A 12,401-nucleotide genomic window follows, 5' to 3' on the forward strand; every position below is an offset into this window, starting at 1 on the left:
GACGATGTAGATGGCAATAGATGATTTTTCAGGGAAAAGATGCAATATGCAAACCTCTTTTCCTCCATGGAATTACTTACTTACATTAGATGGGAAACGGCTTAGTGCTGTCCTTGTACCTCTTTTCCGATCAGAAAAGGGGTATAAAGTTCTTTTTTTAGAACGTCCCTACTTTATGAAGCGTCATGGCGGCGAAATGTGTTTCCCAGGAGGAGAACGGGATGATTTTGACAGAGGCCCTCTTGAAACAGCGTTGCGGGAAACAGAGGAAGAGATTGGTTTAGAACGAGAGTATATAGAGCCTATATATCTTATGGAACCCCAAAAAGCAGTGACAAGCGGTTTTGCCGTCTATCCTGTTGTAGGCGTGATTTCAGATGAGACTCTCATGTCGAGACTTAAGCTTTCTCATGAAGAGGTTGCCGGCATAGCATTTATGCAACTGGATTCTATCCCAGTTATTCCTGAAATATATAAGATTGAACATGAAGGAATACAGTTTGAGACCCCGCGCTATGATCTTCCTGATGGAAGGATAATATGGGGTGTCACTGCCTTCATATTGTATCGATTTATAACTATGTTACGTAAGGGAGAAATTAATTTATGCCTTTAATCGGCGCTCACGTTTCCATTGCAGGTGGTCTTGAACGAGCAATAGAACGTGGCGAGGATCTTGAATGTGAAGCTATACAGATGTTTACCAAAAATCAGTTACAATGGCATAGTACTCCTATCTCTATGTCTCGGGCAGAACGTTTTTTACATGCATGGCGGCGGAGTGGTATACAACAAGTTGTTGTTCATGCTTCATATCTTATCAACCTTGCATCACCAGATGAAACTCGAGAAAAAAGTATAGTTGCTCTTACTGAAGAGGTAGAACGTTGCGATATGCTTGGTATTGATGAAATTGTTGTTCATCCAGGATCATCTCGGGGGCGACCTCGTGATGAAGGAATAGGAAAGCTTGTTAACAGTTTAGGGCAGGTGTTACAACGCACATCTGTGACAAGAGTTCGGATTCTTATTGAAACTATGGCAGGGCAAGGAAGTATATTAGGAAGTTCTCTCGACGAATTGAAGTCTGTGCTTGATCATTTTCCTCAAAATGAACGTTTAGGATTGTGTCTCGATACGTGTCATCTCTTTGCTGCAGGATACGAATTGCGAACTTTTGAAGCTTATGAGCGTTTTGTCTCGTCTCTTATGGGTAAAATAGGACTTGAACGAGTTGGATGTTGGCATTTAAATGACAGTGCTCATGCTCGTAATAGTCATCTTGACAGACATCAACATATTGGAGAAGGAGAGTTAGGGGTTTTGCCCTTTTCTTTCATAGTCAATGACAGTAGATGGAACGGGATACCGGCATTACTGGAAACACCACAAAATGGACTGGGAAATAAAGGAAATCTTACTGTACTTCGTAAATTAAGAGGAGGGTAAGAGAGTATGAGTCTTTGGCCTCGTCTCATAGTTCAACGTGAGAAAATTGCCTACAATGCTGCCCACGTTGTTTCATTGTGTCGTCAATGGAATATAGGAGTTTACGGTGTAGCAAAAGGAGCCTGTGCCAATGAAGATATTGTCCGTATTATGGTTGAGAATGGGTGTGAAGGAATAGCTGATAGTCGTATAGAAAATTTATATCGACTACGTAAAGAAATGTGCCTTCCTGTTCCCATAATGATGCTGCGGCCTCCTATGATGAGTGAAATTCCTGAAGTTGTGGAACTTTGTGACTCATCTGTTGTTTCGATGATTGAGACAATACAAGCAATTGATGCAGAGTGCAGCTTACAAAAGAAAAGGCATAACGTGTTACTCATGATCGATTTGGGTGATTTACGAGAGGGCATATGGCCAGACGAATTAGAACAGATAGCCTCTGTCCTGAAGAAGTGTCGCTTCATAGATTGTCTAGGCGTCGGTGTGAATTTTGGATGTTTTGGAGGAGTGCTTCCTTCTCGAAAAAAATTGGAAACATTAGGTTCCCTTAAAAAAAAGTTAGAAGAATACTTGGAGTGTAGTGTCCCCTTGTGTTCAGGAGGTGCCACATCATCTTTGTCTCTTCTTGACGATGGTACTATGCCTTCTTGCATCAATTCGTTGAGAATAGGAGAGGCTATTTTGCTTGGAACGGACTCGTCAGGAGGCAAAACGTTCCCATATTTACTACGGAACACTATATTTTTAGAAGCAGAAGTGATAGAAGTAAAGAGAAAACCTAGCGTTCCTTTAGGAACAATTGCTGCAGATGCTTTTGGCGACATCCCCGTTTTTGTTGATAAAGGAGTTCGATTGCGTGCTCTCGCAGCCATTGGCAAGCAAGATGCAAGAATAGATGCTCTTTTGCCTTGTGATAAAGGAATTGAAATTTTAGGTGCGTCAAGTGATCATATGGTTCTTGATGTGGAAGAGTGTGACAGAAAACTATGTGTAGGAGATAAAATACGATTTTCAGTAAAATATGGGGCTTTACTTGCGTTAACAACATCTCCGTATGTTTCTATCCATGTTACTGAATAGCATGGGAGGGTCAATATGCTAGATTTATTTCGATGGCATGACATTCTTGATATTGTCATCATAGCTGTTATTATCCATCGTTTATTACTTTTGCTTGTCGGAACGCGTGCAATGCAACTTGTGAAAGGGTTGCTGATTCTTGGTGTTGTTGCATCTCTGGCCAGGTTTTTTGAGCTTCGAACGTTGTCATGGTTCTTAGGGAAAGTCCTTGGAGTTTTGATCATTGCTATTCCTATCGTTTTTCAACCAGAACTCAGACGTATGCTTGAGGAACTTGGACGTGGCAATATTTGGAGAAGGAAACGTGCCCAAAAAAAAGCGGAAGCACTCAGTCAGGAGATTACAAGGGCTTTGGGATATTTGAAAGGCCAGAAAATTGGAGCCCTTATGGTGTTACAAAGAGAGACTGGCTTGAGAGATTTTTGGAGTACTGCAGTTAAGTTGAATGCAGAAATATCGCAGGAGCTCATTATCGCTATTTTTTGGCCTGACAATCCCCTTCATGATGGAGCTGTCATTATTGATAGAGATATGATTATTTCTGCCGGAACGTATCTGCCTTTGACGGAAAATACAGATCTTTCAAGATGGATTGGTACTCGTCATCGAGCAGCTCTTGGTGTAACTGAGGTTTCTGATGCTATTGCGCTCATTGTTTCAGAGGAACGAGGAGAAATTTCCTTAGCTATTAATGGGCATTTATCTAGAAATTTAAAGGAAAATCAAGTATATAAGCTTCTCTTGCACTATTTTGGGGCTGAAGAAAAAGAGAAACGCTCATTTCTTGATAGAATACACGAAGATATACGGTCGCTGTGGCAATAGAGCCTTCAAGAAGGGAGTTACATTACAATGACACCTGGAAATAGAAAAATAGATGTACTTTTGTCTTCTCCTCACTTTTTGAGGATAATATCTATCGTCATTGCAGTCCTTCTCTGGTTTTATGTCTCGGGAGACAGGGCTAATGAGATTGTAAAAACCTTCAGATGTCAGGTCGATTTTTTAAATGTTCCTTCGCAAACTATATTAAAACCAGAGACAAAGACGGTAGAGGTTAGTGTTTCTGGAAGCCGAAGGGTTTTAGATAGTCTACAACAGGGTAGTATCTTGTGTGAAGTCGATACTAAGGGGCTTTCTCTGGGTAAATATAGATTGGCAGTGCGCGCTATTGTACCTAAAGATGTTAAAGTCGTAGGTATAAATCCATCACAAATTGCTTTAGAAATGATACGATATGTAGATCGTCTTGTTCCTGTAGAAGTAGTGGTAAAAGAGGGGTTACCCTCAGGGATTTATCTTGAGTCTGTGCATATTATGCCTAAAGATGTCACTGTCAAAGGAATTGAAAAAGACCTTGCACGTATAGAAAGTGTACGAATATCTCCAACTCTCGAACAGTTAAAAAGTGGTGAGGAAATAACGCTTCCCGTAGAAATCGTGAAATCTCAACCTTTTGAGGATGAAGTAACGATTGATCCGGGCCAAGTCAAAGTTACCGCTGTGTTAGCTCAAGGGTTACCTAAAAAGAAAGTTCCAGTGAATGTACAGGTTATTGGAGAGCCTGATTCTGATTATTCTGTGAAAGCTATAGTCGTGGAGCCGTCTGAAGTTGAAGTAGAAGGACCATATCCACGATTAGGCAAAGTGACTCGTCTTGAGACCGAAACCATCGATATTACAGGTCTTGCTCAAGAGCAGAGTATGATCGTTCCTTTAAAACCATTAGACGATTCATTGTTGAAATACACGGGAGCTTCATCTGTAAGAGTTAATATTCTTTTAAAACCATACACCGTGTCGAAACTTCTTACAAATGTAGGGGTGGAAGTTGAAGGTAATAGCATATATCCAGGTTGGAGCGTCGAACCAAACACTGTTAATATCACTATAGAAGGAATTCCATCGGAAATAGAAAAAATAAGTGAAACCGATTTTCCTATACAACCGTATGTTAACGTAACAAACATAGTTTCGAGAAAGCTTATGGTTCCTGTGCAAATACGAAATACATCGTCAAGTATTCGAGTTGTCAAGGTGGACCCTTCACGAGTTACTGTGCGTGCGGAAGTGGAGTAAAAAGGAGCGGGGGAAGGTGAAGGTTTTGGAGGAAAGCGAAAAAAAAGTACGTTGTCTTTTCGGCACTGATGGCGTAAGAGATGTGGCAAATCGAGGAGCTATGACTCCTGAAATGGCGTTGCGTCTTGGGCGGTCGTATGTGCTGTACCTGACAGAAAGAGGAATCCCTCGTCCAAGAATTCTTATCGGAAGAGACACTCGTCGTTCAGGTAAAATGTTAGAAAATGCTTTAGTGGCAGGGATGCTTTCAGCCGGTGCAAAAGTTTTAACTTTGGGGGTTATTCCTACGCCGGGGGTCAGTTTCGCGATAAAGCATATTCAGGCTCAGGGTGGAGTGGTTATTAGCGCTTCTCATAATCCTGCAGAATATAATGGCATCAAATTTCTGAATCATGAAGGGCATAAACTGAATGATGATGCAGAGGCATCTATAGAAGAATACTTGGGAGATAATCTTATTGATGATTGGCGTCCTACCGGGGCATCCATTGGTGAAGTTACTGAAAGAGAAGATATAGTTCAGGCCTATGCGCAGTGGCTAGCAACTCTTATTTCAGAATCGAAGGTACTTGATCGTTCCATATCTTTCGATTGTGCTCACGGTGCAGCCGTTCCTATTATTCATGCTATCAATAAAGTAGTAGATCATTCTCATTGGTTTATATCTGGAGATGCTCCTGACGGCCTTAATATTAACGAAGGCGTAGGAGTTATGAATATGGCTCATCTCGCTTCTCAGGTAAAAAGTAACGGAACAGAAGTTGGCATTGCCTATGATGGAGATGCAGATAGAGTTCTTTTGACAGATTCGCGAGGACGCGTTCTTGATGGCGATATTATTCTTTGGGTTCTTGCCCGCTGGCTTACGAAAAGAGAAAAACTCGGAAACGGTCTTGTTGCAACAGTAATGAGTAATCTTGCCTTGGAGGAACACCTGCGAAGGGAAAATATTGACGTATTTAGATGCCCTGTTGGCGACCGTTATGTTTTAGAGATGATGAAATTCCGTGGAGCTTCTTTGGGTGGAGAGCAATCGGGACATATTATTATTAAGGAATTTACATCTACAGGCGATGGTATCTGTACAGGATTCACCTTCCTGAGGGCTTGTTCCGATTTAGGAGAAGATATTAATACTCTTGTTGATCGTTTTGATCGTTACCCTCAGCTTTTAAGAAATGTTGAAATTTGTAAAGGTAAAGATGTTGATCCGGCTTTTATTACCGATATCTCTCAAGAGGCGAATAGAAAACTGATGGGCCAGGGGAGAGTTCTTATTCGTGCATCTGGAACAGAACCCCTTATGAGGGTTCTTGTAGAGGCAAAAGATCATAAGTTGATGGAAGATATTTCAAAGGATCTGGTCGGTCAGATACAGATGAAGTGTTGTTAGTTATTTGTATGTGATGCCGAAAGGATGTCGAAAATTATGTCAAAAAAGATAATAACAAAGTGCCTATTCCCTGCAGCGGGGCTAGGCACTCGTTTTCTACCTGCAACCAAAGATATTCCTAAAGAGATGCTTCCTCTCGTGGATAGACCGATTATCTCCTACGGAGTAGAGGAAGCCATAGCGGCAGGTTGTACCGATATGGTCATTGTTACAAGCCGATCAAAACGTTGCATTGAAGATTATTTTGATCGGACATGGGAATTAGAGAAAATTCTCGCAGAACGTGGAAAAAAGGAATATCTTGAACTTGTGCAAAAAATTCCTCAAGTGGCGCGTTTTGCCTATACACGACAAGCGGAGCCTTTAGGGCTGGGTCATGCTGTCCTTTGTGGAGAGGCTTTTTGTGAGGGCCAATATTTTGGTGTTATTCTACCTGACGATGTAATGATTGCTCGTCCTTCTGTTCTTGCGCAACTTATTTCTGTTCAAGAGCAATTAGGAGGAAGTGTTATTGCTCTCGAAGAAGTGCCGGAAGAAGAAACTTCTCGTTATGGGATTGTTGAAGCTGATATGGTTCAGGAAGGTATCTTCAGAATAGAAAATTTAGTTGAAAAACCGGCAAAAGGAACAGCACCGAGTAATTTAGCGGTAATGGGGCGCTACGTTCTTTCACCAAGAATTTTTGCTATTTTGAAAGATGTTCAGCCAGGTGCTGGCGGAGAGATACAGTTGACGGACGCTTTGAAACAATTGTTAAGAGAGGAGCCATTGTGGGGAGTTGTTTATAAGGGGCAACGCCTCGATTGTGGAACTCAAAAGGGTTGGCTGCATGCAAATATTGAATTGGCTCTGAAAGATTCTTCTTTACGTGATATAGTACTGCAAACTGTGAGTGCCTTTAGGGAGGATGATAAATGAAGAACAGCTAATATCGCTTCTATAAAAACTTATAGCGGAAAGAGTGTAAGCGCCTGAACTGACGAATGTCAGTTGACGAGGTCGGGGGAATATCGAAATTTTCGGCGGATACCCCCGGGGTTTTGAAAATCAAACCCTGAATTTGCTCTACAAAACCAGAAAGCAATTTCTGAGACAAAAAGAGCAATAGATTTTCGTGTGCCTTAGTGAAAGGCGGTGTAATATTCTCGTGTGCGGAATTGTTGGCTATGTAGGATGGCGAAATGCTACTGATGTTTTGCTAGATGGAATGAAGCGCCTCGAATACCGCGGTTACGATTCTGCAGGTATAGCCGTAAATGATGGCGATGATATTCGTGTTATTAAAGAAGTTGGGAAAGTCCAGCAACTAGAAAAATTAATGTCTTCTCAAAATGTGCTGGGACATTTAGGTATTGGGCATACCAGATGGGCCACTCATGGAGGAGTAACAGTGGTTAACGCTCACCCTCATTGGGATGGTGATAAACAGATTGTTCTTGTTCATAATGGGATAATTGAAAATTATAGAGAAATTAGAGACGAACTCTTACATCAGGGAATAGAATTTACGACAGAAACAGATACGGAAGTAGTGGCCAAGCTTCTTTCTCAATTATACGGAGTGAAGAAGGATATTATCCCTTCTCTTGTTTCTCTTTATAAAAGGCTTCGAGGTTCCTTTGCCCTTGCCATTCTTGTGAAGAATCAGCCAGATTCAATTTACTGTGTAAGAAAAGGATCTCCTCTTGTTGTAGGCCAGGGAGAAAAAGAGTCTTTTTGTGCCTCTGACGTTCCGGCTTTGCTCCCTTACACCCAAAGTGTTTTCTATATGAACGACGGTGATATTGCATTCCTATCTCCTCAAGGGATTAAATTTTGGGACGAGTCGGGGCAATCCCTTACCAAAAAAGCTCAGACGATTGACTGGGATATATCCATGGTCGATAAAGGCGGATATTCTCACTTCATGATGAAGGAAATTAACGAGCAAGGTGCAGTGCTACGAAATACTCTGAAAGACAGAATATCTGAAAATTCAGTAGATCTATCTAAAGAGCTTGCTTGGACGAAAGATACACTTGCTCATATTAAAAGGATTCATATTGTAGCTTGTGGCACTTCTTACTACGCAGCCTTAGTCGCAGAGCGATTAATGGAAGAACTTTTGCCTGTTGACATTCGTGTTGATGTTGCATCTGAGTATCGTTATAGGCCCATGCCTTTAGGTGAGGACACATTATCAATTTTTGTTTCTCAGTCTGGAGAAACGGCTGATACTCTTGCTGCAGAGCGATTGGCTAGGGGAAAAGGGGCAATGTGCGTTGCCATTACAAATGGGCAGGGATCAACACTCGCTCGAGAAGTGGATCACGTTCTTCTTCTGAAAGCAGGCCCGGAAATAGGTGTGGCTGCGACAAAAACCTTTACAGGACAGCTGGGAGTTCTTTATCTTTTAGGCCTTTATATCGCCAAATTATGGGGAACTCTTTCATCTAGTGAAGAAGAGAGAATAATCAAGGGACTTCTAAATTTACCTTATCAGCTGGAAGAAATTCTTGAGCGTCAGGAATCATTACATCACATTGCGGAGAAATACGCCTCTTTACGAGATTTCTTGTACCTTGGACGAGGGCGTTCTTTCCCAATTGCATTGGAAGGGGCACTCAAACTAAAGGAAATATCTTATGTCCATGCAGAGGCTTATGCAGCTGGGGAAATGAAGCACGGTCCTATTGCTTTACTGGAAAGTGAGGTCCCCGTTGTTGTTATAGCACCGCAAGATGGTCTATATGAAAAACTATACTCAAACATTTTAGAGGCAAAAGCTCGAAAATCTCCAATATTTGCTATAGCCACTCGTGGAGATAGAGATATAGAAGATGTTTCGGAAGATGTTTTTTATGTTCCCCCAACAGAGGCAGAACTCTATCCGTTTTTAGCGGTTCTTCCATTGCAAATTTTTGCCTACTATGTTGCACGAATCAGAGGGTGCGATATCGATCAACCGCGAAATTTAGCTAAAAGCGTTACAGTAGAGTAAATAAAGGGCTTGCAGGTTTAAAGCTTATAAACCTCGCAAGCCTTTTTTCTTTCTATCTATTGGGTTCTGCGGTGAAAGGATAATATAAACGAATATGAGTAACATTGAACAAAGCCTTGTCATCTTTGCCTGAATGTTTAGGTAAAGCCTGCCACGATCCCCCGTCTATTCGGCATAAAACGAGAGGTCTTCGTCCATACGTAGACCATATATCCCATAAGTGATCTGAGAGTTGTCCTCCTGGTACAAGACCATCAGAGAATAGAGGTGTTGAGCCTATAAGTCGATGACCATTTTCAGTTCCTATAATCATCCATTGTGTTAATGTCCATGCAGAAGCCATTTCTTTAGATCCGGCATGAAAAAGTGGCAGTATTTGAAATCCCCCTATTTCTCCCACTGGAGATGTGCTTATATCGATAACTCCAGTGTGATTGGCACGTATTCGACTATCTGTTTGAAAAAGAGTGCCACCAAAACGCCCGACTCCATAAACAGGTCGAATAACTCTAGCAATAACGTTAACTCCCCGAGAATTCCATGCTATAACACGGCCACCAGGTCTGTTTTCGATATCTATTAGGAAGGGATGTTCTTTTTCTTCTACAGGCATAAAAAGAACATCACCTTCTTCTGGAAAGTTCTCAGAAGAGAGGCGACTTTGTGAACTACCTTTTTTAATAATATAAACAGGTGTGCCTACAGGAGGTGCCCATCCCCCAAAAAGTCCAGTTCCTGCATCTTTTTGAATAGAAAAGTATGTCTTTTTTCCAGCGGCTGGGGCGATAGTCTTTTCTGGTAAAATACTGATAGTACGACCTTTACCTTTTTCTACAGAACAAAGTAAATGTACGGCATTAACTGCGGATGCGCAAACTGAACCTGCTTGTCCCCATTGGCTTGCAGTATAACTAGGCCAACGGCTTGTTTGAGGTAAAGATAAAATTGTGCCGAGATCGTAGCGAGATCCATCAGGAAGCAATGCATAGGCAGAAGCTCCAATTTCGCATGGAATATAAATGCTGTATATGGAAGATGCTTGTGCTGTAAAAGGAAACATAATCCCTAATAAAAGAATTATAATTAAATTTTGAATTCTATGGGAAGATTGCATCTGTATCCCTTCTTTCTTGATCGTTATAGGTTCTTATTATAAGGGTCTTTCTTGGCCTTTGGGAGGATTATATTGTGAATATAAAAAAGATGTTAGCAGTAGCAAGGGGAGAATTAGCAGCTGACGTAGTTATCAAGAATGCGAAAGTAGCAAATGTCTTTTCTCTTGAATTTGAGAAAAAGGATGTAGCCATTTACGATGGTTATATTGTTGGTATTGGTACAGGATATTATGGAAAAGAGGAAGTCGACGCGAAGAATGCCGTGCTTGCTCCCGGTTTTATTGAAGGTCATTGTCATATAGAGAGTACCATGCTTACTCCCGCAGGCTTTGCTGAAATGGTTTTACCTCGGGGAACAACAACCGTTATTGCTGATCCCCATGAAATAGCCAATACATGTGGCATGGGGGGACTTTCATTTATGTATGAGGAGTCACTTCATTTACCCCTAGACATTTTTTTGACGGCACCTTCGTGTGTTCCCGCCTCACCCTTTGAAACTCCTCGCGAGGAACTTGACGCTTTGGCTATAAAAAGGACTTACGAAGAGGGTTGGTGTACTACTCTTGGAGAAGTGATGAACTATCCTGCTGTTATACATGGTGATGCAGAAATGTGGGGAAAAATATTTGCATCTTGGGATGTAGTGCGAAGTGGTCATGCTCCAGGAGTAACAGGGAAGGAGTTGTGCGCTTATTTGTTAAGTGGGTGCTCCAGTGATCATGAAAGTTCGACGAAAGAAGAGGGGTTGGAAAAACTTAGACGCGGAATGTGGCTCATGATCCGCCAAGGTGCAACAGAACATAACTTAGAAGAGTTACTACCTCTTATTAAGGAAAATGAAGCACGCTCTTCATGCGCTATGTTTGTGAGCGATGACTTAACTGCAAATCATCTTCAGACAAAAGGACATTTAGACGAAACACTTCGTCTTTCTATAAAAAAGGGGCTTTCCCCTCTTGTTGCTCTTCGGATGGTAACGCTTTCTCCTGCCCGTTATTTTAGACTTTTTGACCGAGGGGCAGTTGCTCCTGGCTATATTGCCGATCTCGTGTTATTAGATTCTCTTGAAACATGTAATGTTATCAATGTTTGGAAAAAGGGGAAAAAAGTGGTTGAAAACAGAGAATTACTTGGAGCGCCCTTTAAACGTGAACATAATTATCCTCAAAGTAGCGAAGTCTTCCATATCCCTACAGTGGAAGATATTTCCATAGAACCTTCCGGTAATAAAAAGATCAGGCTTATTGGTTTTAGAAGGGGACAAGTTGTTACTACACATCTAATTGAAAATCCTACAATCACAAATGGAAAAGTTACTGCGGACAAGAAGAGGGATATTGCAAAAATAGTTGTTGTCGATAAAAATAGCGATAGTCGACGTTTCTTTACCGGTTTCGTGAAGGGACTTGATCTTAAAAAAGGAGCACTTGCCTCTTCAGTTGCTCATGACGCTCATAATTTTATTGCTGCTGGAATGGACGATATATCTATAATAACGGCCTTGAGAGAGCTTCGAAATTTAGGCGGAGGTTTAGTCGTGGCGTCAGGGGATCAGATTTTGGCTTCACTTCCTTTGCCAGTAGGGGGACTTATGAGCGATTCAACAGCTTCCGATGTTATACTTGCTATTGAAGATGTAGAAAAAGCAGCAGAAACTTTGGGGACTTCAATTACACATCCTTTTATGGCTATGAGTTTCCTTTCTCTTAGCGTTATCCCAGAACTTAAAATTACAGATCAGGGATATGTGGACTTGAACAGAGGGGGCTGTATGTCACTTTTTGTGGAAGATGAGCACTATAACTAAGATAGGAAGCAAGGGGGCCCATGCAATCCACCATCCCACGTAGAGTAAAAGATATAGAGCCATACAGAGAAGTCCCGCGGCAAAAAAGGCCCATGTAAGAATAATGAAACCTTTTTTCCCTGTTCTGAATGCAATGGCTCCAAAGGGGATGGTAAGAATAAGCATTGCTACTACCATAATGAGAAGAACTTTGGCTTGAATCAATGCAAAACTGAAAGAGTCGAACATGAATAAAAACCCCCTAAAAAGTTTTCTTCTTGAGTATATAGCTTTTTTTATCTATTGACATTCTCTTTAAGAGATGGTTTCCTGAATAAGATTTTAAAAAATAATCAACTCTCTTCTTGACATGTCGGAATCCTCTGCTAGTATATTTACCGGCATTCATACTGGGGTGTAGCCAAGTCGGCAAGGCGGCGGACTTTGGATCCGTGATCGCTGGTTCGAATCCAGCCACCCCAGCCATCTGATATTACAAGAAGGGGGACCTTA

General features: G+C 41.5%; 11 protein-coding genes and 1 tRNA gene. 10 read left to right on the forward strand and 2 right to left on the reverse strand.

The window, feature by feature from the left end:
• Positions 1-10 precede the first annotated feature (10 nt).
• The 8 genes from VB083_RS09545 to glmS all read left to right on the forward strand — a co-directional run bounded on the left by VB083_RS09545 (position 11) and on the right by glmS (position 8,984).
• The gene (locus VB083_RS09545; RefSeq protein ID WP_213690673.1) at positions 11-616 is read left to right on the forward strand and encodes an NUDIX hydrolase; all 606 of its coding nucleotides are present in this window, start codon (positions 11-13) and stop codon (positions 614-616) included.
• Complete coding sequence (locus tag VB083_RS09550) at positions 607-1,449, forward strand: deoxyribonuclease IV (RefSeq protein ID WP_213690674.1); 843 nt, start codon at positions 607-609, stop codon at positions 1,447-1,449. The genes VB083_RS09545 and VB083_RS09550 overlap by 10 nt, the downstream gene beginning before the upstream one ends.
• Positions 1,450-1,455: 6 nt before the next feature.
• Positions 1,456-2,532, forward strand: a complete 1,077-nt coding sequence (locus VB083_RS09555) for an alanine racemase (protein WP_213690675.1) — start codon at positions 1,456-1,458, stop codon at positions 2,530-2,532.
• 15 nt (positions 2,533-2,547) lie between these two features.
• Positions 2,548-3,357 carry a diadenylate cyclase CdaA gene (gene cdaA, locus VB083_RS09560; protein WP_213690676.1) on the forward strand — a complete coding sequence of 270 codons (810 nt, stop codon included), beginning with the start codon at positions 2,548-2,550 and terminating at the stop codon, positions 3,355-3,357.
• Positions 3,358-3,384: 27 nt separating this feature from the next.
• Positions 3,385-4,611, forward strand: a complete 1,227-nt coding sequence (locus tag VB083_RS09565) for a YbbR-like domain-containing protein (protein WP_213690677.1) — start codon at positions 3,385-3,387, stop codon at positions 4,609-4,611.
• A 16-nt stretch (positions 4,612-4,627) separates the two neighbouring features.
• Entirely contained in the window at positions 4,628-6,004 is a 1,377-nt protein-coding gene (gene glmM / locus VB083_RS09570) for a phosphoglucosamine mutase (RefSeq protein ID WP_213690678.1), read from the forward strand.
• 36 nt (positions 6,005-6,040) lie between these two features.
• Positions 6,041-6,922, forward strand: coding sequence for a UTP--glucose-1-phosphate uridylyltransferase GalU (gene galU, locus VB083_RS09575; protein WP_213690679.1), 882 nt, complete (start codon positions 6,041-6,043; stop codon positions 6,920-6,922).
• Positions 6,923-7,151: 229 nt separating this feature from the next.
• A complete protein-coding gene (glmS, locus tag VB083_RS09580; protein WP_213695645.1) occupies positions 7,152-8,984 on the forward strand; it encodes a glutamine--fructose-6-phosphate transaminase (isomerizing) in 1,833 nt (610 codons plus the stop codon).
• A 52-nt stretch (positions 8,985-9,036) separates the two neighbouring features.
• On the opposite strand, the gene VB083_RS09585 is transcribed toward glmS, so the two are convergent.
• The gene (locus VB083_RS09585) at positions 9,037-10,098 is read right to left on the reverse strand and encodes a hypothetical protein (protein WP_213690681.1); all 1,062 of its coding nucleotides are present in this window, start codon (positions 10,096-10,098) and stop codon (positions 9,037-9,039) included.
• Positions 10,099-10,172: 74 nt separating this feature from the next.
• On the opposite strand from VB083_RS09585, the gene ade reads away from it, so the two are divergent.
• Positions 10,173-11,909 carry an adenine deaminase gene (gene ade / locus VB083_RS09590; RefSeq protein ID WP_213690682.1) on the forward strand — a complete coding sequence of 579 codons (1,737 nt, stop codon included), beginning with the start codon at positions 10,173-10,175 and terminating at the stop codon, positions 11,907-11,909.
• Here ade and VB083_RS09595 read toward each other — a convergent pair.
• The gene (locus VB083_RS09595; RefSeq protein WP_213690683.1) at positions 11,877-12,137 is read right to left on the reverse strand and encodes a hypothetical protein; all 261 of its coding nucleotides are present in this window, start codon (positions 12,135-12,137) and stop codon (positions 11,877-11,879) included. The genes ade and VB083_RS09595 overlap by 33 nt on opposite strands.
• A 162-nt stretch (positions 12,138-12,299) precedes the next feature.
• Between VB083_RS09595 and VB083_RS09600 the strand changes: the two genes are divergently transcribed.
• Positions 12,300-12,374: transfer RNA gene (locus VB083_RS09600), tRNA-Gln, on the forward strand.
• Positions 12,375-12,401 lie beyond the last annotated feature (27 nt).

Origin of the sequence: Aminobacterium sp. (genome assembly GCF_034926885.1) — a bacterium.
GTDB lineage: Bacteria > Synergistota > Synergistia > Synergistales > Aminobacteriaceae > Aminobacterium.